General features: G+C 59.1%; 18 protein-coding genes. 11 read left to right on the forward strand and 7 right to left on the reverse strand.

Translation table 11 applies throughout. From position 1 onward, the window contains the following. The first annotated feature begins 17 nt into the window (after positions 1-17). Together ACQR3R_RS27365 and ACQR3R_RS27370 are read left to right on the forward strand one after the other, a co-directional pair. Positions 18-1,031, forward strand: coding sequence for a zinc-binding alcohol dehydrogenase family protein (locus ACQR3R_RS27365; RefSeq protein WP_428277271.1), 1,014 nt, complete (start codon positions 18-20; stop codon positions 1,029-1,031). Positions 1,032-1,177: 146 nt separating this feature from the next. Continuing rightward, positions 1,178-1,345, forward strand: a complete 168-nt coding sequence (locus ACQR3R_RS27370; protein ID WP_428277273.1) for a hypothetical protein — start codon at positions 1,178-1,180, stop codon at positions 1,343-1,345. 6 nt (positions 1,346-1,351) lie between these two features. Here ACQR3R_RS27370 and ACQR3R_RS27375 read toward each other — a convergent pair whose 3' ends face one another. Next, positions 1,352-2,548 carry a Bcr/CflA family efflux MFS transporter gene (locus tag ACQR3R_RS27375; protein WP_428277275.1) on the reverse strand — a complete coding sequence of 399 codons (1,197 nt, stop codon included), beginning with the start codon at positions 2,546-2,548 and terminating at the stop codon, positions 1,352-1,354. A 90-nt stretch (positions 2,549-2,638) separates the two neighbouring features. Then, a complete protein-coding gene (locus tag ACQR3R_RS27380) occupies positions 2,639-2,836 on the reverse strand; it encodes a cation transporter (protein ID WP_428277277.1) in 198 nt (65 codons plus the stop codon). A 158-nt stretch (positions 2,837-2,994) separates the two neighbouring features. Here ACQR3R_RS27380 and ACQR3R_RS27385 point away from each other — a divergent pair, with 158 nt between their 5' ends. From ACQR3R_RS27385 to cueR, 3 genes are all read left to right on the forward strand, one after another. Then, on the forward strand, positions 2,995-3,378 hold the full coding sequence (locus ACQR3R_RS27385) for a hypothetical protein (protein WP_428277279.1): 384 nt from the start codon (positions 2,995-2,997) through the stop codon (positions 3,376-3,378). Positions 3,379-3,446: 68 nt separating this feature from the next. Next, positions 3,447-5,840, forward strand: a complete 2,394-nt coding sequence (locus tag ACQR3R_RS27390; protein ID WP_428277281.1) for a heavy metal translocating P-type ATPase — start codon at positions 3,447-3,449, stop codon at positions 5,838-5,840. Next, entirely contained in the window at positions 5,837-6,250 is a 414-nt protein-coding gene (gene cueR / locus ACQR3R_RS27395; RefSeq protein ID WP_428277283.1) for a Cu(I)-responsive transcriptional regulator, read from the forward strand. Before ACQR3R_RS27390 ends, cueR begins: the two co-directional genes overlap by 4 nt. Before the next feature lie 210 nt (positions 6,251-6,460). On the opposite strand, the gene ACQR3R_RS27400 is transcribed toward cueR, so the two are convergent. Continuing rightward, on the reverse strand, positions 6,461-7,354 hold the full coding sequence (locus ACQR3R_RS27400) for a PA4780 family RIO1-like protein kinase (RefSeq protein WP_428277285.1): 894 nt from the start codon (positions 7,352-7,354) through the stop codon (positions 6,461-6,463). A gap of 456 nt (positions 7,355-7,810) precedes the next feature. Between ACQR3R_RS27400 and ACQR3R_RS27405 the strand changes: the two genes are divergently transcribed. Beyond that, the gene (locus tag ACQR3R_RS27405) at positions 7,811-9,757 is read left to right on the forward strand and encodes a methyl-accepting chemotaxis protein (RefSeq protein ID WP_428277287.1); all 1,947 of its coding nucleotides are present in this window, start codon (positions 7,811-7,813) and stop codon (positions 9,755-9,757) included. A gap of 457 nt (positions 9,758-10,214) precedes the next feature. Here ACQR3R_RS27405 and ACQR3R_RS27410 read toward each other — a convergent pair whose 3' ends face one another. Then, positions 10,215-11,006, reverse strand: coding sequence for a helix-turn-helix domain-containing protein (locus tag ACQR3R_RS27410; RefSeq protein ID WP_428277289.1), 792 nt, complete (start codon positions 11,004-11,006; stop codon positions 10,215-10,217). Between the two features lie 247 nt (positions 11,007-11,253). Continuing rightward, a complete protein-coding gene (locus tag ACQR3R_RS27415) occupies positions 11,254-12,531 on the reverse strand; it encodes an acetyl-CoA C-acetyltransferase (RefSeq protein ID WP_428277291.1) in 1,278 nt (425 codons plus the stop codon). Between the two features lie 253 nt (positions 12,532-12,784). Between ACQR3R_RS27415 and ACQR3R_RS27420 the strand changes: the two genes are divergently transcribed. The 4 genes from ACQR3R_RS27420 to ACQR3R_RS27435 all read left to right on the forward strand — a co-directional run bounded on the left by ACQR3R_RS27420 (position 12,785) and on the right by ACQR3R_RS27435 (position 18,527). Further along, positions 12,785-14,137: a 3-oxoacyl-ACP reductase gene (locus ACQR3R_RS27420; RefSeq protein ID WP_428277293.1), complete on the forward strand. Its 1,353-nt coding sequence runs from the start codon at positions 12,785-12,787 to the stop codon at positions 14,135-14,137. A gap of 1 nt (position 14,138) precedes the next feature. Further along, positions 14,139-14,993, forward strand: a complete 855-nt coding sequence (locus ACQR3R_RS27425; RefSeq protein WP_428277295.1) for a MaoC/PaaZ C-terminal domain-containing protein — start codon at positions 14,139-14,141, stop codon at positions 14,991-14,993. A gap of 347 nt (positions 14,994-15,340) precedes the next feature. Continuing rightward, positions 15,341-16,690: a collagen-like triple helix repeat-containing protein gene (locus tag ACQR3R_RS27430; RefSeq protein WP_428277297.1), complete on the forward strand. Its 1,350-nt coding sequence runs from the start codon at positions 15,341-15,343 to the stop codon at positions 16,688-16,690. Between the two features lie 166 nt (positions 16,691-16,856). Continuing rightward, positions 16,857-18,527 (forward strand): POTRA domain-containing protein, encoded by a 1,671-nt coding sequence (locus ACQR3R_RS27435; RefSeq protein WP_428277299.1) that lies wholly within the window; start codon positions 16,857-16,859, stop codon positions 18,525-18,527. Positions 18,528-19,409: 882 nt separating this feature from the next. Here the strand turns inward: ACQR3R_RS27435 and ACQR3R_RS27440 are convergent. After that, entirely contained in the window at positions 19,410-19,787 is a 378-nt protein-coding gene (locus ACQR3R_RS27440; protein ID WP_428277301.1) for a response regulator, read from the reverse strand. A gap of 105 nt (positions 19,788-19,892) precedes the next feature. Then, a complete protein-coding gene (locus ACQR3R_RS27445; protein WP_428277303.1) occupies positions 19,893-20,096 on the reverse strand; it encodes a Flp family type IVb pilin in 204 nt (67 codons plus the stop codon). A gap of 326 nt (positions 20,097-20,422) precedes the next feature. Here ACQR3R_RS27445 and cpaB point away from each other — a divergent pair, with 326 nt between their 5' ends. Next, complete coding sequence (gene cpaB / locus ACQR3R_RS27450) at positions 20,423-21,373, forward strand: Flp pilus assembly protein CpaB (protein ID WP_428277305.1); 951 nt, start codon at positions 20,423-20,425, stop codon at positions 21,371-21,373. The last annotated feature ends 13 nt before the right edge of the window (positions 21,374-21,386 follow it).

The following is a 21,386-nucleotide window of genomic DNA, read 5'->3' on the forward strand; positions in this document are numbered from 1 at the left end:
CTGTTCTGGAACCCACTATGAAAGCCATTGCTTACTACGCCTCTTTGCCAATCAGTGACGCAAACTCCCTGCAAGACATTGAACTGCCGGAACCGGTCGCCGGCCCGCGCGACCTGCTGGTGGAAGTCAAAGCCATCTCGGTCAACCCCGTCGATACCAAGGTTCGGCAGAACGTCCAGCCCGAAGCTGGCGCGGCGAAGGTACTGGGTTGGGACGTGGCCGGGGTGGTCAAGTCCGTCGGCAGCGAAGTCACCTTGTTCAAGGCTGGAGACAAGGTGTTTTATGCCGGCTCCATCGCTCGCGCCGGCGGCAACAGCGAGCTGCATGTCGTGGATGAACGGATTGTCGGCCATATGCCGAAAACCCTCGGTTTTGCCGACGCCGCCGCGCTGCCGCTGACCGCCATCACCGCATGGGAACTGCTGTTCGAACGCCTGCAAGTGCGCAAAGGCCAAACCGACGAGGCACAAAGCCTGCTGATTGTCGGCGCGGCCGGCGGCGTCGGTTCTATCCTCACGCAATTGGCCAGCCAGCTTACCGGGCTGAAAGTCATTGGCACGGCTTCGCGCCCGCAAACCCAACGTTGGGTACGTGAACTGGGCGCCGACCTGGTCATCGACCACAGCCAACCGCTGAGTGAAGAACTCAAGCGTGCAGGTATCGCGCAGGTGACGCACGTCGCCAGCCTGACCCAAACCGATGAGCACCTGGATCAACTGGTCGAAGCATTGGCGCCACAGGGCAAATTGGCATTGATCGATGATCCAAAAGCACTGGATATAACTAAACTCAAGCGCAAGAGCCTGTCGTTGCACTGGGAGTTCATGTACACCCGCTCGCTGTTTGAAACCGCTGACATGATCGAGCAGCACAAACTGCTTAACCGCGTTGCGGAGCTGATCGACGCTGGCACCCTGAAAACCACAGTCGGCGAACACTTCGGCACTATCAATGCCAGTAACCTGCGGCGTGCCCATGAGCTGCTGGAAAGCGGTAAATCAAAGGGCAAGATCGTGCTAGAAGGGTTCTAGGCACCCATAAAAAAATCGCAGGCGGGTGACGCAGCCTGCGATTTTTTGCCGTCAGTCAGAAGGTTGACCCTTGTCACAATTGCGATCGCATTCGGGTCTACAATCGTGGCCTCTGCGATGCAGTCTTTTAATTGAGGAGGTCAGCAATGAAGATCCTGATAAAAGAAATGGCAAAATCCCAGTGGCAGGTCCGCCTGGACCAACACGCAGTAACGTTTCGCAGCGAAGCGGAAGCTCGCGCCTTCACCCGCACCCTTGAGGCGCGACTGCAAGCCCCGCACACAATTTTCGATCAGCAACGCTCCGCAGGCTGAACCGTTTCAGACCTGGGCGTTTGCCAATGTCCGGGCCCTTTGTAAACGCTGGGTGAACAACCCAACGCTCACCACCAGAATGGCGCACAAGCTGATGACCATGGCCATCGGCATTGCGCTGCCATCGTGCAAAATCCCGACCAGCGCTGCGGCCCCCGCGGCCACACTGTATTGCAAGAAGCCGAGCATCGCCGATGCACTGCCTGCGCGAGCACCCTGCCCGCTCATGGCGCAAGCCGACGTGTTGGGCAGAATGCAGCCCAAACTGGAAATACAGACAAATAACGGAATCAACAGGGGCCAAAGTTGCGTGGTGTGCAGCGAACTGACGGCGAGCAGTGCCAGGCCGGCACCCAGATAGACCCACATCGCACGCGCCAGCAAAAACGCCGGGCCACGCTTGGCCAGCAGTCGCGCATTAATTTGCGCCGTCAGGATGAATCCCACCGCATTGAGTCCGAACAACCAGCCGAAATGCTCGGCGGGCACGCCATATAGCTTGATGAAGACGAACGGCGAACCCGCTATGTAAGAAAACATGCCGGCGATGGCAATGCCGCCCGTAAAGGCGTAGCCAAGGAAAATGGGGTCCGTCAGCAATCGGCCGTACTGGCGCAGCGATCCCGACAACGGTTGGCGTGGCAAATGCGCGGGCATGCTTTCTGGCAACCCCAATGCAACAGCCAATCCCGCCAGGGCACTGAAACAGGTCAGCGCAACGAATATCGACTGCCAGCCCAAGGTATTGACCAGCAGACCACCTAACATGGGCGCCAGAATCGGCGCCAGGCCCATGACCAGCATCAGTTGCGAAAAGACTTTCGCGGCGCCCACCGTATCGCATTTGTCGCTGACGATCGCCCGCGAAATGACCATACCCGAGCAACCTCCTAACGCCTGGATAAACCGCGCGCCGATGAGCCACTCAAGGTTAGGTGCAAAGGCACAGGCCAGGGAGGCCGCGGTGAACAACCCGACGCCGACCAGCAACGGAATGCGCCGGCCAAAGCGATCCGCGACCGGACCGTAGGCCAATTGGCCAATAGAGAGGCCCAAAAAATAGGCCGCGAGTGTCAGTTGTACGTGTTGCTCATCAGTGCCGAAAGCGAGCGCCATGGCCGGAAAAGCAGGCAGATAGAAATCTATCGCCAACGGACCAAAAGCGCTCAAAGCGCCGAGAATTAAAATAGTGCGCAAGTTCATCAGGCATCCAGGAACAGAGTCGGCAGCCCGACAGTCTAGCCGCGCATGAACGCCTTGAACATTCCGATAGCTCGCTAACTATCAGAAACGCTAGGCAACTTTGGTTTCGTAGCCCGCTTCAGTGATCGTTTCGATCACCTGCTCAGGCGTCAAAGCGCTTTCGACTCCGACTTCCCTTGCTGCCAGATCGACCCGCACGCTGGCAGCCGGATCCTTGCCTTGCAGGGCCTGGGTGATGGTTTTGACGCAGTGACCGCACGACATGCCTTGAACGTTGAACACTTGCATGGAATGACTCCTTGTTGAGGATGTTTCATCAGTTAGCAGCAGTCTCAAGCTTGCCATCGTGGCAAGGTCAAGTTCTGAAATAAGCTGCCGGGCTGGCATTCGGCGTCGCGCTCGGCCAAGCTGAGCGCATTAATGACTCGACATCAGGAGATTCAGCCATGCGCTGGTCAGCTCTCAGCCTGTTTGGCTTCCTCAGCCTTTTCGCCGCCATGCCCTCGGCCAATGCCACTGGGGAGGATTATGGTGTGTTGATCATTTCCCGCGAGCGTCTCGAGGTGTCGACCAATTGCGAGATTGGTGTGTACATTCAGGATCAACTGTCGGCCAGGTTGTTTCAGGAACAGAGCACATCGTTCAACCTGCCGCCGGGCAATGTGTCGCTTCGGCTGAAATTGCTCCCGGGCCAGGCGCCAGGTTGCAACCCGGGCATGCTGGCTCCGGGCTCGCAGAACATCACGCTCAGGGCCGGCGATGTGTTGAAGTTCCGCATCGCAATGACCCAGGAAGGGATGTACCTCAAGCCTGCGGCACTCGAATATTGACATGGCGCTTGACCTTGCCAGCGTGGCAAGGTTGATCCTGTAGGCATTCACTACAGGGAGCGTGACCGATGTCTGAATCCACTACATTCGATCTGCCGATTGCCGGCATGACCTGCGCCAGTTGCGCCGGGCGTGTCGAGCGTGCCTTGAGCAAAGTCATCGGCGCCACGGCCGTCAGCGTCAATCTGGCGACCGAGCAAGCTCGCGTTCAGGCGCCCAGCGACAGCTTGCCGGCGCTGATGGACGCGGTGCATCAGGCGGGTTACAGCGTGCCACAGCAGACGCTGGAACTGAGCATCGAAGGCATGACCTGCGCCAGTTGCGTGGGCCGGGTCGAACGAGCATTGAGCAAGGTAGCGGGCGTTAAAAGCGTCAGCGTTAACCTGGCCAACGAGCGCGCTCATCTCGAACTGCTCGGCAAAATCGAGCCACAGACCTTGATCGAGGCGGTGAGTAAGGCCGGCTATTCAGCCAGCGTGTGGCAAGCGCAGCAGCCCTCAAACGACACTCAACAGCAACGCCTGCACCGTGAACGCTGGATTTTGATCATGGCCATCGCGCTCGCCTTGCCGCTGGTGCTGCCGATGTTGCTGCAACCTTTTGGTATTCACTGGATGCTACCGGCCTGGGCGCAATTCGCGCTGGCCACGCCCGTGCAATTCATCTTTGGCGCACGCTTTTATGTCGCAGCCTGGAAAGCCGTGCGCGCCGGTGCCGGCAACATGGACCTGTTGGTAGCGCTGGGCACCAGTGCCGGTTACGGCTTGAGCCTATACGAATGGGCAACCGCTGCCGGGCGCATGCCGCATCTGTACTTTGAAGCGTCAGCGGTCGTGATTGCACTGGTGCTGCTGGGCAAATACCTGGAAAGCCGCGCCAAACGCCAGACCGCCAGCGCCATTCGCGCGCTGGAAGCGTTGCGTCCGGAACGGGCCATTCAGGTGATCGACGGCCGCGAGCAAGACGTCGCCATCAGTGCGCTGCGCCTCGATGATCTGGTGATGGTCAAACCCGGCGAGCGCTTCCCGGTCGATGGCGAAGTCGTTGAAGGTCAGAGCCACGCCGACGAGGCCCTGATCAGCGGCGAAAGTCTGCCGGTACCGAAACAGCCCGGAGACAAGGTCACCGGCGGCGCGATCAACGGTGAAGGCCGGTTGCTGGTTCGTACCCAGGCGTTGGGCGCCGAGACCGTGTTGGCCCGAATCATCCGGCTGGTCGAAGACGCTCAGGCCGCCAAAGCCCCAATCCAGAAACTGGTGGATAAGGTCAGCCAGGTGTTTGTGCCCACCGTTTTGGTAATCGCATTCGCTACTTTGATCGGCTGGTGGCTGTACGGCGCGCCGATTGAAACTGCATTGATCAACGCCGTTGCGGTATTGGTCATCGCCTGCCCCTGCGCGTTGGGTCTCGCGACGCCCACAGCCATCATGGCCGGTACCGGTGTCGCGGCGCGCTACGGTATTTTGATCAAGGATGCCGAGGCGCTGGAACGTGCTCATGAAGTCAGCGCTGTGGTGTTCGATAAAACCGGAACCCTGACCTCGGGCGCCCCGCGCATTGCTCACTTGAGTGCCATCGAGGGTGACGAAGCGGCGCTGTTGCAACACGCGGGCGCCTTGCAACGCGGCAGCGAACATCCACTGGCGAAGGCTGTACTGGATGCCTGTGCCGAGCGCAATTTGGCCGTACCCGACGTCGTCGACAGCCAATCGCTGACCGGGCGCGGCATTGCCGGCACGCTCGACGGTCGCCGTCTGGCGCTGGGCAATCGTCGGTTGTTGGAAGAGAGCGGCCTGAGTGCAGGTGAACTCGCCGATTCGGCAACCGCATGGGAAACCGAAGGCCGGACGTTGTCGTGGCTGATCGAACAAAGTCCTGAACCGAAAGTGCTTGGCTTGTTCGCCTTCGGTGACACGCTTAAACCAGGCGCGCTGCAAGCGGTGCAACAACTCAATGCCCGCCACATCAGCAGCCATCTGCTGACAGGAGACAACCGTGGCAGCGCCAAAGTGGTTGCCGAGGCCTTGGGCATCAAAGACGTGCATGCCGAAGTGCTGCCAGCGGACAAAGCCGCCACCGTTAGCCAACTGAAGAAGACCGGTGTGGTGGCCATGGTCGGCGACGGCATCAACGATGCGCCGGCCCTCGCGGCCGCAGACATTGGCATTGCGATGGGCGGCGGCACCGACGTGGCCATGCATGCCGCCGGTATTACCCTGATGCGCGGCGATCCACGCCTGGTGCCCGCAGCGCTGGAAATCAGCCGCAAGACGTATGCGAAGATTCGGCAGAACCTGTTTTGGGCCTTCGTCTATAACCTGATCGGCATTCCGCTGGCCGCGTTTGGCTTCCTCAACCCCGTGCTGGCAGGCGCCGCAATGGCATTGTCGAGCGTCAGCGTGGTGAGCAATGCGCTACTGTTGAAAACCTGGAAACCCAAGGACCTGGAGGACGACCAATGAACATCGGTCAAGCAGCCCGACACAGTGGCCTGAGCGCGAAAATGATTCGTTACTACGAGTCCATCGGGTTGCTCAAGGCTGCTCATCGCACCGACAGCGGTTATCGGCTGTACAGCGATGACGACCTGCACACGCTGGCGTTTATCAAACGCTCGCGGGACCTGGGATTTTCATTGGAGGAAGTCGGCAAGTTGCTGGCCCTTTGGCAAGACCGCCAACGGGCCAGCGCTGATGTGAAAGCCCTGGCCCGGCAGCACATCGAGGAGCTGAACCAGAAGATCCGCGAACTCGGTCAGTTGCGCGACACCCTGCAAGACCTGGTCGAACATTGCCATGGCGACCACCGGCCCGACTGTCCGATTCTCAAGAGCCTGGAGTCAGGCTGCTGCGAGCCAGCCGCTCACGCCTGATTGCCAATCCTTTCACCATGCTGAGAAAAGCGCCGAAGTCCGAAATCAGACGAGCCACTATGATCGGCCGGCGTTACGCGTGGAGATGTTCACATTCAGTCCTTGTGTGTGGGGGTGTATGGCCGATGTGGATTGTCTGGTCTGACGCCGCGGTCCCCCAAAAAAACATCGACAAAAAACCCGGCCGGAGCCGGGTTTTTCTTTAACCGATCACTGCATCCAGGGCGGAGGCGGCTCTTCGGTTTTACCAGGTGGTGCGTCGTCTGCCGCGCGAACCGCTTGCTTGCGTTCTTCATCGAGGCGTGCGGCCTCGATCTCGCGCATGATCCCGCCCACATCGGCCAACTCTTCCGGCTCATCGAACTCACCGGTCAAGGCACTGGCCGGGTGCAAGGTGCCGGCTTCGTACAAGGCCCACATTTCCTTGGCGTACCGGGTTTTTTTCAACTCCGGCGCGAATCGCCCGAAGTAGGACGCCATGTTGCCGACGTCCCGTTCCAGCATGCTGAACGCATGGTTGTTGCCCGCTGCATCCACCGCTTGCGGCAGATCGATGATCACAGGCCCGGTCGGCGTCAACAAAACGTTGAACTCGGACAGGTCACCGTGCACCAGACCGGTACACAACATCAGCACGATCTGGGAAATCAAAAACGCGTGATATTCGCGCGCCTGATCTGGCTCTAGCACCACGTCGTTCAGACGCGGTGCGGCATCGCCATACTCATCAGCCACCAGTTCCATCAGCAGCACGCCTTCCAGGAAGTCGTACGGTTGAGGCACTCGAACACCGGCGCCGGCCAGACGGAACAGCGCAGCCACTTCAGCGTTCTGCCAAGCGTCTTCGGTTTCTTTCTTGCCAAACTTGGAGCCCTTCGCCATGGCACGAGCCTGACGGCTGTTGCGCACCTTGCGGCCTTCCTGATACTCGGCCGCCTGACGGAAACTGCGTTTATTCGCCTCCTTGTAGACCTTCGCGCAACGTAACTCGTTGCCGCAGCGCACCACATAAACAGCTGCTTCTTTACCACTCATGAGTGGGCGCAGCACCTCGTCGACCAGACCGTCCTCGATCAGGGGTTCAATGCGTTTTGGAGTCTTCATCAGCTTTTATTGTGGGTCCTTTATTACCAAACACGCGAAAGTCATTCGTTATACGGCAATCCACTCGCTGGTGGGAGGGGTTGCCGACCTATGAACGCTGTCATGAGCATCAAGATGCACACAATGTGCCGAAATTACCGGCAAACACGACGTCACTGAGTGGCCGAACAAGATCATAGCCGAGCTTGCGCCATGTGTTGTCGTTGGTTCATGCGGGCATTTAAGACAGAAACTGACACCTTGAAACATACCCTTCGCCGGTTTTTTCACGACCGGACTCAATTTCCCCCGCGATCAGCCGAAGTCATCTGACATGGACTGATTTCTCCGGCAATCGTTTCGACAGAAAAAAACGATGTCACCCCAAGGAGCCGGGTTGATCACCAACGTTTACAGCTGCCAATAATCCGCGAGTCATCTGCACTGCGTGGGCCTACAAGAAAATCTGGAGCGCGGATGAACATCAAACAGAAGTTGACCTGGGCGTTTGCAATCATCGCCTGCTTACCCGTGGTGCTGGTCGCCACCCTGGTTGTGCTGAACTTGCGCAGTGATGCCAAGGAAAATTTTGTCGACGGCAGTGGTCGCGAAATTCGCCAGGTCAGCAACGCCATGCAGTTGTTCTTTGACGGCATCAGCCAAAACGTCGATTACCTGGCCGCGCAACCGTTGGTGAAGAACGCCGACGCCAGTGTCAAAAGTCGCGTGAGCGCGAATGCCGCCGACTTGCCGGACAGTGATGTCGACAAACAGCTGTTTGCCTTGTTCGCCAGCCTCGCCGCCAGCCACCCGGCCTACTCTTACGTGTCCTACGGTTTGAGCAGTGGCGGTTATGCGTTTTGGCCGGGCGACCCGAAAATGTCCAACTACGATCCACGCACCCGTCCTTGGTACAAAACGGCCATGGCCAACCCGGGCAAAACCCTGCGTACCGAGGCTTACTATTGGGCCGGTGACGATGCCGTGCTGGTGAGTACGGTGCGTGCGGTCGCCAATCAGTTGGGCGCTCAGGGCGGCGTAGTGAACATCGACGTTTCGTTGAAGCAGCTCACCGAAATCGTCAAACAGATCAAACTCGGTGAAACCGGCTACCTGATGCTGGTGGAAAACAACGGCACGGTCCTGGTCGATCCCAAGCAGCCAGAGCATAACTTCAAGGCATTGAACGGTCTCGGCGACGGCTACGCGCAACTGGCCAAGGCAGGTAAAGGGCTGGTGGAAGTCGAGCTGAACGGCGAGCGCTACATGGCCAACGTCTGGCCGTCGGAGCAACTGGGCTGGACCTTTATTGGCTTGATCAAACAAGCCGAGGTGATGAGTTCCGCCACTCAGTTGACCTGGCTGATCGCGATTATTGCCACCGTGTTGGCAGTGTTCTTCGCCATTGTCGGCGCCAGTTTTGCCAGCCTCATCGTGCGCCCGATCAGAAGCGTAGCGAGCGGCCTGGAAGGCATCGCCCAGGGCGAAGGCGACCTGACCAAGAACCTGCACATCCGTGGCAGTGACGAAACCGCGCAACTGGCGAGTTGGTTCAACCAGTTTCTGGCGGCGATCCGCAGCCTTATTCAAAACATCGGCGGCGCCGCCAGCAGGATCCTCGCAACCTCCCAGAGCTCGACCCAAGTGTCCAACGACATGGCCGAAGCCGCCGGGCGCCAGCGAGAAGCCGTGGACATGGTGTCTACTGCGTTCCACGAAATGGTGGCGACCGCCAACGAAGTCGCCCGCTCCTGCAGTCAAGCGGCAGAGTCGGCTGACAGCGGCCAGCGTCAGGCACGCGAAGGTCAGCAGCAGATCGATGCAGCGGTGACCAGCGTTGATCGCTTGAGCCAGGAAATCGAGCAGTCGGCGCAATCGATGCAGCAGCTTGAGCGCGACAGCAACGATATCCAGTCGATTCTGGGCACCATTCGTTCGATCGCCGAACAAACCAACCTGCTGGCGCTGAACGCGGCCATCGAAGCGGCGCGGGCCGGTGAGCAGGGCCGCGGGTTTGCAGTGGTTGCCGATGAGGTGCGTGCGCTGGCGAAACGGACTGCCGACTCGACGGCGGAAATTGACGGCCTGCTCGGCAACCTCGCCAAACGCACCAGTCAGGTGACCCAGCAGATGCACGCGAGCCTGGAAGTGTCTCAGCAATCGGTCAGCCGTATTGGTGAAGCACGTAACAGCTTTGGGCAAATTCGCGAGTCGGTGGATGTGATTCGCGACATGAATACGCAGATAGCGACGGCAGCGGAAGAACAGCATCAAGTCGCCGAAGACATCAATCGGCACATCAGCCAGATTCACGGCGATGCGCAATTGGTGGCAGAGCTCGCGAACTCGGCACGCCTTGATTCCCAGAGCCTGGCAGGGCTGTCAAATGAGCTGGACGGGTTGGTTCGTCGCTTCAAAACCTGATCCGATATCTGGCTGGCCGCTTCGCAGCCAATCGCTGGCAGGCCAGCTCCCACAACAGCACTGCAATTGCTGTGGGAGCTGGCTTGTTAGCTCCCAGCAAGAGCACTGCAATACCTGTGGGAGCTGGCCTGTTAGCCCCCAGCAAAGCACCGCAACTCCTGTGGGAGCTGGCCTTTTATTTCCCAGCAAGAGCACTGCAATTGCTAGGGGAGCTGGCCTGTTAGCTCCCAGCAAGAGCACCGCAATACCTGTGGGAGCTGGCTTGTTAGCTCCCAAAAAAAGCACCGCAACTCCTGTGGGAGCTGGCCTTTTATTTCCCAGCAAGAGCACTGCAATTGCTAGGGGGGCTGGCTTGTTAGCCCCCAGCAAAAACACCGCAACTCCTGGGGGCGCTGGCCTGTTATTTCCCAGCAAGAGCACTGCAATACCTGTGGGAGCTGGCCTGCCAGCGATGGGGTTACTGCCGGAACAAATCGCCCGGAGTAAACCCGAACAAGCCCTTGAAGGCTGCAATAAACGCCGAGGTAGAGTCATACCCGCATGACAGCGCAGCATTGGTCACGCTGTCGCCGTCCTCCAGCAAACTCAACGAAGACAGCAAGCGCATCCGTTGGCGCCAGCCGCGGAAACTCAGGCCGGTTTCACGCTGGAACAATCGCATCAAGGTCTTTTCCGAGGTGCCCAGCCGCTTGGACCACTCCTGCAATGTCACGCTGCGCTCAGGGCTTTCGATCAGTTCGTTACACAAACCCAGCAACCGCGCATGCCTTGGCAACGGCAGGGAAAACCCGACCTCCGGCAAATTCGCCAACTGATCCAGTAGAACATTCACCAAACGCGCCTGCGGGCTGTCGCCTTGCGGATACTCTACTGGCAGCGCGCAAAAACTCTTGATCAACTCCCGAGCCAGCGGCGTGACTTCCAGTACCCGACAACGGCTTTCGGCCCATGCACAATCTTCGCGCCGCACGTAAAGGCTACGCATCTCGGCACGCATCGACGTCACCACTTGATGCTCTACGTCCGCCGGAATCCAGATCCCCCACTGCGGTGGCGCGAAGAAACTGCCCTCAGCGGTATGCACGCCAAGAACGCCGCTGATGGCGTATGAAAACTGCACCCAATCGTGGCAATGAGGCGGCGTCCACGATCCCGCGTTCAGGCTTTCCGCACGTGCATACAACGCGCGAGGCAGCACTGTTAGAGCTGGAATAGAACGCTCAAGTGAAAGTTGTCCGTTAGACGGCATTGATGGCCCCTGTGTCGCAAAGCAGCAGATAACGCCGACGTTAGGCCAACTCTCCCTCTCTGACAAACACATTCCCCCCTGAGAGAGCGGACTTGTGTGGCGAGGGGGCTTGCCCCCGCTCGGCGGCGAAGCCGTCGTAAACCCTGCAACGCGGTGTGTCTGAAGCATTGCGGTTGCAGGTTTTGGTGCCGCTTCGCGACTCAACAGAGCAAGCCCCCTGGCCAAAACTGAGCCCCTGGGTAAGGCCTCAGCGCTCGATGATTGCAGTGACGCCTTGACCGCCAGCCGCGCAGATCGAGATCAGTCCACGGCCCTTTCCGGCGGCGTCGAGCAACTTGGCCAGGTTGGCGACGATACGCCCACCGGTGGCGGCAAACGGATGCCCGGCAGCCAACGAACTGCCTTTGACGTTGAGTCGGCTACGGTCGATCGAACCCAGTGGCGCGTCCAGTCCCAAGCGCGTTTTGCAGTATTCGGGATCTTCCCAGGCCTTCAAGGTGCACAGCACTTGTGCCGCGAAGGCCTCGTGAATTTCGTAGTAGTCAAAGTCCTGCAAGCTCAGGCCGTTGCGTGCCAGCAAACGCGGCACTGCGTACACCGGCGCCATCAACAAGCCTTCGGCGCCGTTGACGAAATCCACGGCGGCGGCCTCGCCGTCACGCAAATACGCGAGGATCGGCAAGCCGCGTTCTTGCGCCCACGCTTCACTGCCCAGCAACACCAGCGATGCACCGTCGGTCAGCGGCGTGGAGTTACCCGCCGTCAACGTGCCCTTGGCACTCTTTTCGAACGCCGGTTTCAGTGCGGCGAGTTTCTCCAGGGTCAGGTCCGGGCGCAGGTTGTTGTCGCGCGTCAGGCCAAGGAACGGAGTCATCAGATCGTTGTGCCAGCCTTCGGTGTATGAGGCGGCCATTTTCTGGTGACTTTCCAGTGCCAGTTGATCCTGCTCGGCACGTGGAATATTCCAGGTTTGCGCCATCAGCTCACAATGCTGCCCCATCGACAGACCGGTGCGCGGCTCACCATTACGTGGCAGTTCGGGGATTAAATGATGAGGGCGTAATTGCAGGAACGTTTTCAGCTTGTCGCCTGTGGTCTTGGCGCGATTGGCCTGCAAGAGGATTTTGCGCAGCCCTTCATTGACCCCGATTGGCGCATCGGACGTGGTATCGACGCCACCCGCAATGCCACAGTCGATCTGGCCAAGGGCAATTTTATTCGCCACCAGCAACGCCGCTTCCAGCCCTGTGCCGCACGCCTGTTGAATGTCATAGGCAGGCGTGGTCGGCGACAGCCGCGAGCCAAGCACGCATTCTCGGGTCAGGTTGAAATCACGTGAATGCTTGAGCACCGCACCCGCCGCCACTTCGCCCATGCGCAAACCGTGCAGGTTGAAACGCTCGATCAAACCTTCCAGTGCGGCGGTAAGCATTGCCTGGTTACTAGCAGTGGCGTACGGCCCGTTGGAGCGGGCGAAAGGAATTCGGTTACCGCCGATAATCGCGACGCGGCGCAGCTGAGTCATGAAAAGCTCCTTTTAATAGCTGTTTGAAACACCGTCCCTTGTGGGAGCGAGCCTGCTCGCGATAGCGGTGTATCGATAAAATTATTACGGGATGTGCCAACCCAATCGCGAGCAAGCTCGCTCCCCAAAAGGTATTCAGCGCCCCGAATGTCCCACTCTGCAGTGGTTCAAGCGTAGGCCTTATCTAGCGAATCGAACGACTGATCGCCATTCATGGTCCACACTTTGAACCCCAGCTGCCGGAGTGCGTTCCATGTCTGACCGTTATATCGACTTCGCCAATTCTTCCCTTGGCCATCGCCTGATCGGTGCTTTGGGGCTGCCGTCGCCGGTTCGTCTGGAGCGCTGGCAGGCCGGCCGGTTAAGGCCTGTAGACGGTGCCCTGCTAATCGGCGGCGGTGCGCTGGCGGAAAAAGTCAGCACGTTCGCCCACCGTCTGACCGATGCGATTTACAGCTATGGCACCGAACCATCGATGGCCACTGCGTGGATCCCTGGCCATGGCCCAAAACTGAAAGCGGTGGTTTTCGACGCCAGCGAACTGGTCCATACCGACTCACTCAAACAGCTGCGCGAGTTCTTTCAGCCACTGATGAAAAACCTCGATAGCAGTGCACACATCGCCATCCTCGGGCGGGCGCCAGAGACATTGAGCGATCCCTTTGCCGCCAGCGCGCAACGCGCACTGGAAGGTTTCAGCCGCTCGCTGGCCAAGGAACTGCGCAGTGGCGGCACCTTGCAATTGATCTACGTCGGCGAAGGCGCCGAAGATCAACTGGAAGGCCCATTAAGATTTTTCCTCTCGCCAAAAAGCGCATTTGTGTCCGGGCAAGTGATTCGCCTGACGGCTTGCGACACACCCGTGCAGGACTGGACGCGGCCGCTGTCCGGACGCAAGGCCTTGGTGACCGGCGCCGCACGCGGCATCGGCGCCTCGATTGCCGAAACCCTGGCGCGCGACGGTGCCGAGGTAATCCTGCTGGACGTGCCCCAGGCTAAAACCGATCTTGATGCGCTTGCGGCACGACTCGGCGGGCACAGCATCACCCTGGATATCTGTGCTGAAGACGCCGCGGCACAACTGATCGAGCACCTGCCCGACGGCATCGACATCGTGGTGCACAACGCCGGTATCACCCGCGATAAAACCCTGGCCAACATGACGCCGGAATTCTGGGATGCGGTGCTCGCGGTTAACCTGAACGCGCCGCAGGTATTGACCAAAGCCCTGCTCGATAACGGCACCTTGCACGACAACGGCCGGGTGATTCTGCTGGCGTCAATCAGTGGCATTGCCGGTAATCGCGGGCAAACCAATTACGCGGCAAGCAAGGCCGGGCTAATCGGTTTGGCGCAAGCCTGGGCTCCTCTGTTGAGCGAGCGCGGTATCAGCATCAATGCAGTGGCCCCAGGATTTATCGAAACCCAAATGACCGCGCATATTCCTTTTGCCCTGCGTGAGGCGGGCCGGCGCATGAGCTCATTGGGCCAGGGCGGTTTGCCGCAAGACGTTGCCGAAGCGGTGGCATGGCTGGCGCAACCCGGCACCGGCGCCTTCACCGGACAAGCGTTGCGCGTTTGCGGGCAAAGTGTTTTGGGAGCGTAAAATGATCACCGACTGGCACACACTTAGCAGCGAACCCAGCCTGCCCGCGTTGTACGTGCATGCGGCAACACGCCGCAAAATAACCGGCACTGTCCTGCCCGACTCAGGTTTGAGGTGCTGGGTAGACGTCAATCCGAAACGGCTGGCGGCTTATCGCAAGGTCTGCGGTTTTGCCGACAATGGCCTGCTGCCGCCCACGTATCCGCACATCCTTGCCTTCGCCTTGCAGATGCAATTACTCACCGCGAAGGAGTTTCCATTTCCTCTGCTGGGGCTGATTCACCTGAGCAATCGTATTCGGGTGCTGCGGCCCATGGGCGGCGTAAGCCGTGTGCGGGTCAGCGTGCAGGTGCAAAATCTGCAACCGCATGCCAAAGGGGCCACGTTTGATGTGGTGACCTCGCTGGACGATCAAATCGGCCCGTTGTGGGAGGCCGAAAGCCAGATGCTTTGCCGAGGCGTCAAACTTGAGGGCGAACCGCTCGAGGAAAACCTGGCGATAACAATGGCGCTGACAGAAATCACACGCTGGAAAGCGCCTGCGGACATTGGCCGGCAGTACGCCAAAGTCTCCGGCGACTACAACCCGATTCACTTGAGCGCCATGAGTGCCAAGCTGTTTGGTTTCCCATCGGCGATTGCTCACGGGTTGTGGAACAAGGCGCGAACCCTCGCAGCACTCGCCGACCACTTGCCAGCGGCCAACCTCGACATCGCGGTGCAGTTCAAGAAACCGGTACGGCTGCCCAGCGAAGTGACCTTGCTCGCCAGCGCCGCAGGTTCAAGCGGCGACTTCCAGTTGAACGGTGCCGCAGACCTGCAGCACATGGTGGGGCATTGGCGACCTATTGCGTGAACCTGCCCCGCCAGGAGCCGTTTCGCAAGCGACTCCTGGCGGCGCAACCTGGTTAATTACGACTATATAACTTAAGTTTTTCCGCCCGCACCGCACACCACTCTCAATTTCCCATCCGTTGATTTAAAACGAATTTCCTTTTTTACAAAGCCGAAATCCATGCCTAAAGGATTAGTCCTTAGGCAGCAAATGCGCACCCGTATATAAGGCGTTAATACCAACTTGAGAATGGCGTGAAAACGCCCTTGCGATTGATATGTGAACAACGGACGAAGGCATTGCCGGCGACAGAATCGGCAGGCCATCGAAGACAACGAACGTTGTAACAGGTGCAAGGAATACCCCTCATGAAAACTCAAGTGTGGTGCAAATCAGCAACAGCATTGGCGCTCATCCTCGCTCTCGGCCTGGCCGGTTGCAGCAGTGGCGGTGGCGGTCATCACAGCAGCTCCGGCAGCGCTTCGGACGGCTCCACGGCGGGTACCGGCGGCACGGGTGGCAGCAGCGGTGGCACAGGCGGTACCGGTGGTACTGGCGGTGGCACCACCGATCCAACCAACCCAACCAATCCGACAGATCCCACTAACCCGACCAATCCAACCAACCCGACCGTCACGCCGTTGGTGACCACCACATTGATCCAGGACACCGGTAAAACCGTCAGCGGCCTGGGTGATGGCGTCGGCCAGGTCGGCGACTCCCTGAGCACCGTTCCGGTGGTCGGCGGTGTTGTGCAAAGCGTGGCCAATACTGCCGGCAATGTAGTCACCACACTCGGTGACGGCGTGGCGAACGGCTTGGGTAAACTGGGCACCGACCCTAACGGCCTGGGCGTCACCGCCGCCTCGGTTGGTGGCGTGGTGCAGGACGTGGGCAACGGCGTTTCCGATGTCAGCGGCAAACTGGCCACCGCCACCGACAGCATCCCGCTGGTGGGGGGTGTCGTGACCAAAGTCGCGCCAGTACTGAATGGCGTCGGCGAAAAAGTCACCATGCTCGGCGACACACTGAGCACCGCGACCACCACCGGCCCCTTGGGCTCGGTCACCTCGCAGGTCGGCAACAAACTGGTGCCGGTCATTGCCCTGGTTGAGAACACCACCGACAAAGTCGGCGACGCAACCGGCCTCGGCACCCCGGTCAACGGTCTGATCAAACAAGTCGGCGACACCGTCAACGGCGTCGGCAACAAAGTCACCACTGCCGGTAATGGCAACGCCCTGACCAACACGGTCGGTGGCGCCCTGAGCAACGTCGGCACCACCGTGGGCAAAGCCGGCGGCCTGCTATCCAACGGCACCACATCGGGCACTGGCGGCGGTCTGCTGGTATCGGTCGGCGGCGGGCTTAACGGTTCTGGCTCGGGCCTCGGCACCGTCCTCAGCCCAGTGACCAATATCGTCACCGGGATCACTCAAAACGCCGGTGCTTCAGGTGGCACAGGCGCCTTGGGTAACCTTGGCGGCGCCGTCTCAGGCTTGACCGGACAGACTGGCGGCGCGGTGGCAAGCCTTGGCAACTCGATTGCTGCCAGCAACGCCAACCCTGTCACCACCGTACTCGGAAATACAGTGACCACAGTGGGCAATACCGTCGCCGCTGTCGGTGGCGCAACGAACGGTACTGGCGGTGGGCTCGGTGGCGTGACCGGTCTTCTCAACGGTCTTACCAGTGGCCTGTCGGGCAATAAACACTAATTGCACCTGGCCGAGTCGACGGCCGAACCTGCAGCGCCTACGCTTGGTTGAAGGCGGAAGATTCGAATGAGTCTTCCGTTTTTTCTTTTGGAGCATGACAGGCCGTGGCGCTGGTTGAGACAGTTGCCGATGCACGGAATGTTGCGATTTGACCATGGAGTGTCCTATGCGCGTTATGGCTTCTTTGCTGTTGCTAACCGTCAGTTCCTGCGCTCTCGCTGATACCCTGCCAAGCTTTCTCAACAGCAACGAAACCATTCGTAACTTGCCTGTTCCCAATCTGCCTGCCGACGCCTACCGCCCCACGACCACGCCGTTGCAAGTACCGGAACCCGGGGCTGCGCAGGCGCAACCGTTGATGATGGACACCAAGGTCACGATCAAAAACATTCAGATCGAAGGCGGCACCGTCTACCCGCTGAGCGAACTGGCGGCGCTCTACCAACCCTTGCTCGGCCACGAAACCAGCCTTGCCGATCTGATCGAAGCCACGCGCAGCATCACCCGCCGTTATCAGCAGGACGGTTATTTGCTGTCCTATGCGTTTTTGCCACAGCAGTCTTTCGATAACGGCGTGGTGCGAGTGGTGCTGGTGGAGGGATACATCAAGGACTACCAACTGCAGGGCGATGTCGGACGGGTCAAAGGCCTGCTCGATAAACTGGTGGCCAAACTCCAGGCCGAGCGGCCACTGACCCGCAAGACTTTCGAGCGCTACACCACGTTGATGAGCCGCATTCCCGGGGTCACCTTGCAAGCACAAGTGCCGCCTCCGGGCACCACTGACGGCGCTGCGTACCTGGTGGCCCAGGCCAGTCGCAAACCGTTCACCAGCAGCCTCAGCACCACCGAAGACAACCGCAACGGCACCCAGGCCTTGCTTGGCATCAGCAGCAATTCCCAGACCGCCATGGGAGAGCAATTGAGTCTCAGCGGACTGTTCCCGCCGGGCGATGACGAAGAGCATTACTACCGCCTCGATTACAACCAGTTCCTCAATGCCGAGGGCACTCAACTTGCTCTCTCTGCTTCACGCTATCGCGCAGACCCGGGCACCAATGTGCAATTGGACAATGGCCTGGAACTCAAGCCACACCGTGAGAACGATCGCTACTCCATCGGCTTCAGCCACCCGATCATCGCCTCGCCCAACGAACTCCTGAGCGCCGGCGCACGTTTGTACGCGGTCAACGACAAAACGCGCTACCAGGTCATCGGTTTGCCGCTGAATGTGGAAGAGCGCACCGACATCCGCGCCCTCGCCCTCGAGAGCGACTGGCGCAAGGCTGACGAAAAACAACTGCGCATCCTCAGCGGTGGGCTGTACCAAGGCACCAACGGCATGGGCGCAAAAACCAACAACAGCGCCATCGACCTCGACTTCTTCCGCTTGCGCTTATCGGGCGTCCAGAGCGACAAGTTCTTCGACAACTGGCAAGGCGTGCTATCTGCCGCGCTGTACTGGAGCGACGACACCCTGCCCGACAGCGAACGCGCGGTCTTCGGCGGCCAAAACTTCGGCCGCGGCTACCCCGACGACCAAGCCTCGGGAGATAAAGGCTGGGGCGTTGCCTACGAACTGAACTACAGCTTCAACCGCGACGGAAACTGGGTAAAGGTATTGCAACCCTACGTGGTACTGGACCGCTCAAAAACCTGGTTCAACGAACTGCCGGTCAAAGGCAACAACCTGTCCTCCGCCGCCATTGGCCTGCGCTTTGGCGACGCCAAGTACTACAACATCGCACTCGAAGCCGCCAAACCCATGTCAGACGAAGCACTGGACACCTTCAACCGCAGACCGCGCTACAGCATCAGCTTCAGTTACCAGCTATAAAACCGGGCGTCCCGCGGCCACCATCGCGGGCAAACCACGCACCTACGGATCGCGCAAGCCCCACAATTCGGGGGCACAGATTCGTGATGGATTTACGATTCGGGCGGGTATACGCAAACCTGTACGAAACCGGCTTGCCGGTGATAGCGATCTCAAAGACGCCATCGCTGGCAAGCCAGTCTCCTACGGATCTGTGGTGAATTCCCGGGCTCGGGTATCAACGCAAACCGGATCGGTGATGAACGCCGAGGCTCGGGTATCAACACGAACCTGTAGGAAACCGGCTTGCCGGTGATAGCGATTTCACAAAGACGCCATCGCTGGCAAGCCAGTCTCCTACGGATCTGTGGTGAATTCCGGGCTCGGGTAACAACGCAAACCGGATCGGTGATGAACGCCGAGGCTCGGGTATCAACACGAACCTGTAGGAAACCGGCTTGCCGGTGATAGCGACTTCAAAGACGCCATCGCCGGCAAGCCAGTCTCTACAACATCAACGAAAAACCATATTCCCCCGCACAAGCCGTTGCTCTTGCCCCTAACCACTCAACAGGCCGAGCGTTAGCTCGCCTGCAAGCTCTTGAACTTGACCTTGATACACAGGCCCCTTCGGCAGGCCGAGTGGAGGTGTTCATCTGGGGGGGAGGCGCGCAGCGCCGGGCGGCGAAGCCGCACACATCGAGAGGAGGTCGTCGCGAAGCAGACCGGAGGCGATGCCCCCAGATGAATACCGGAGCGAGGGAACACCGAGCGAAGCGACGTGCCGTACGCTGGGGCAAGACTTTTTGGTTCCTTTTGTGGCGTTTGACAAAAGGGACTCGCCGTAAGGGCGAAACCATAATCAGCCATCACCAAAACAACGGATACACACACCAAAACCGATCAAGACCCAACAACCCCCAACTTCGGCTGAGGAAACAAATTATTCAACGTCTCCAACAACCGCACGTGATAAATCGGCTTACGAAACAAATCCAGAACCTGCAACCGCAACATATCACTCACATCTTCCATGTCCGCATGCCCCGACGTCACAATCACCGGCAAATGCTGACGCGAAGTATGCTCACGCAACCGCTTGATCAACGACATCCCACTCTCCTCCGGCATGCGCAAATCAGTAATCACCAACGCAATATCCGGATGTCGAGTCAAATGATGCAGGGCGAGTTTGACCGACGTTGCAGTAAAGCAACTGAAGCCCTCGCCCTCCAATAATTCCGCCAATTCCAGCAGCGCATCCTCTTCGTCGTCGACCAAAAGCAACTGCTGGCGTGGGAGTGAAGTGACTGTCATGTGGAGTACCGATGCCGTAAACCCAGGTTAAACCACAGTAGCCCACGAACACGGGAATGGCGGTTTTTTTCAAGGCACCGGTTTAGTCACCGCAGTCCCTTGGATTGCAGTATTAAGATTGGTGAAAATAGCGAACACCCGATCACCGATCGGCGTCATGAACCCCACCACCATCACCGCAACCATTGCCGCAACGATCGCATACTCAAGCGCTGAAGCCCCTTCGGTGCTTTCAAAAAATACCCGGGTTTTTACGTAAAGTTGAAGGATCATCAAACTACTCCTTAGGCCCCAAGGCCCAGCATTACAGACTGCGACATGATTCCTCTTCGCCACCAAAGCATTGTCAACAAACCCAACCCCAGCAACTGTAAGAACGGATTAATCACAAAGGATTAGTGGCTTATATAAAGGCAAAAAAATCCGCCATTTCGGTCAGTTCGCAGATTCTGAAGGTTATTTTCGCCAGGTCTAATGGCGTTTCGTCTTAGCTGCGCTACCTTCAAATAGCGAAATAGTTGGAATGTTCAGAGCTGCCTATCACCCATCATCCCGTCGGGATCACGGGACAGTTTTGCAGTCGGAAAGGGAGAGCCGTCATGAACAGTCGCGTCACCATGGGCCTGGCCGCGCTGCTGCTGATCGGTGCTGTCATCGCCGGATATTGGGGCTTGATGCTCAGCCGCGCACCGGCGCCAGCCCCCGAACCTGCCACCGCACCCAGCGCCCCCATCACCCTCGAAAAAACCGTTGCCAGTGCCGAAGACCAGACCCGTCAATCCGTGGTGGTCCTGGTGCACGACGTTGCGCCGTTCGTGCCCCTGACCGCTGCCGACCTCGCCGTGGAAAAACTGCGCAGTGCGCCGGCAGGAAGCCTCGGCACTATCGAGCAGGCTGTCGGCCGCACACCGTGGCGCGTGCTCACTGCCGGCACCTGGCTCAGCAATGACAGCTTCGAAGCCGGCGGTACGCTGGCGCGAATGATTCACAGCGATGAACGCGCGCTAGCCGTCGCCGTCGATGAAGTGATCGGCGCGGCCGGTCAATTGGCGCCGGGAGACTACGTCGACGTGTTGCTGTACCTGCATCAGGACACCAGCAATTTGCAGCAGTCGGCGCAGATTGTCGTGCCGGCCATGCGTGTGTTGGGCGTGGGCGATCAGCTGGGCCTGACCAACGACGGCAAGCCTGCGACGCCCGCCCAAAGCGCCGAAGAAAAACTCAAACAAGACCAGCGCAAGATCGCCGCGCGTACGGTGCTGCTGGCCGTGCCCGAACAATTGCTGAGCCGGCTGATGCTGGCGACTCAGGTCGGCACATTGCGCCTGGCCGTGCGCAGCAGTGAAGAGCAACGCCTGGCCAAATACTGGGCAGGAGAAAACGACACCTCCGGGCAATTGGCAGCCACTAACAACAGCCTGTTCCAGTTCACCCAACTGGCCTTGGCCGGCGCGCCGAAACCTGCTGCCACCCACACCGTTAACGCGGCCACTGCGCATCGCGCCGTGGAAGTCATTCGCGGCAACCAGGTTTCCCAACAAACTCCCTGATCAAGCAAGGATG

It is taken from the genome of Gordonia sp. IEGM753 (genome assembly GCF_050321825.1).
Taxonomy (GTDB): domain Bacteria; phylum Pseudomonadota; class Gammaproteobacteria; order Pseudomonadales; family Pseudomonadaceae; genus Aquipseudomonas.

Coding starts and splice junctions, on each gene's coding strand:
- ACQR3R_RS27365 (WP_428277271.1), top strand. CDS start 18: ATGAAAGCCATTGCTTACTACGCCTCTTTGCCAATCAGTGACGCAAAC.
- ACQR3R_RS27370 (WP_428277273.1), top strand. CDS start 1,178: ATGAAGATCCTGATAAAAGAAATGGCAAAATCCCAGTGGCAGGTCCGC.
- ACQR3R_RS27375 (WP_428277275.1), bottom strand. CDS start 2,548: ATGAACTTGCGCACTATTTTAATTCTCGGCGCTTTGAGCGCTTTTGGT.
- ACQR3R_RS27380 (WP_428277277.1), bottom strand. CDS start 2,836: ATGCAAGTGTTCAACGTTCAAGGCATGTCGTGCGGTCACTGCGTCAAA.
- ACQR3R_RS27385 (WP_428277279.1), top strand. CDS start 2,995: ATGCGCTGGTCAGCTCTCAGCCTGTTTGGCTTCCTCAGCCTTTTCGCC.
- ACQR3R_RS27390 (WP_428277281.1), top strand. CDS start 3,447: ATGTCTGAATCCACTACATTCGATCTGCCGATTGCCGGCATGACCTGC.
- cueR (WP_428277283.1), top strand. CDS start 5,837: ATGAACATCGGTCAAGCAGCCCGACACAGTGGCCTGAGCGCGAAAATG.
- ACQR3R_RS27400 (WP_428277285.1), bottom strand. CDS start 7,354: ATGAAGACTCCAAAACGCATTGAACCCCTGATCGAGGACGGTCTGGTC.
- ACQR3R_RS27405 (WP_428277287.1), top strand. CDS start 7,811: ATGAACATCAAACAGAAGTTGACCTGGGCGTTTGCAATCATCGCCTGC.
- ACQR3R_RS27410 (WP_428277289.1), bottom strand. CDS start 11,006: ATGCCGTCTAACGGACAACTTTCACTTGAGCGTTCTATTCCAGCTCTA.
- ACQR3R_RS27415 (WP_428277291.1), bottom strand. CDS start 12,531: ATGACTCAGCTGCGCCGCGTCGCGATTATCGGCGGTAACCGAATTCCT.
- ACQR3R_RS27420 (WP_428277293.1), top strand. CDS start 12,785: ATGTCTGACCGTTATATCGACTTCGCCAATTCTTCCCTTGGCCATCGC.
- ACQR3R_RS27425 (WP_428277295.1), top strand. CDS start 14,139: ATGATCACCGACTGGCACACACTTAGCAGCGAACCCAGCCTGCCCGCG.
- ACQR3R_RS27430 (WP_428277297.1), top strand. CDS start 15,341: ATGAAAACTCAAGTGTGGTGCAAATCAGCAACAGCATTGGCGCTCATC.
- ACQR3R_RS27435 (WP_428277299.1), top strand. CDS start 16,857: ATGCGCGTTATGGCTTCTTTGCTGTTGCTAACCGTCAGTTCCTGCGCT.
- ACQR3R_RS27445 (WP_428277303.1), bottom strand. CDS start 20,096: ATGATCCTTCAACTTTACGTAAAAACCCGGGTATTTTTTGAAAGCACC.
- cpaB (WP_428277305.1), top strand. CDS start 20,423: ATGAACAGTCGCGTCACCATGGGCCTGGCCGCGCTGCTGCTGATCGGT.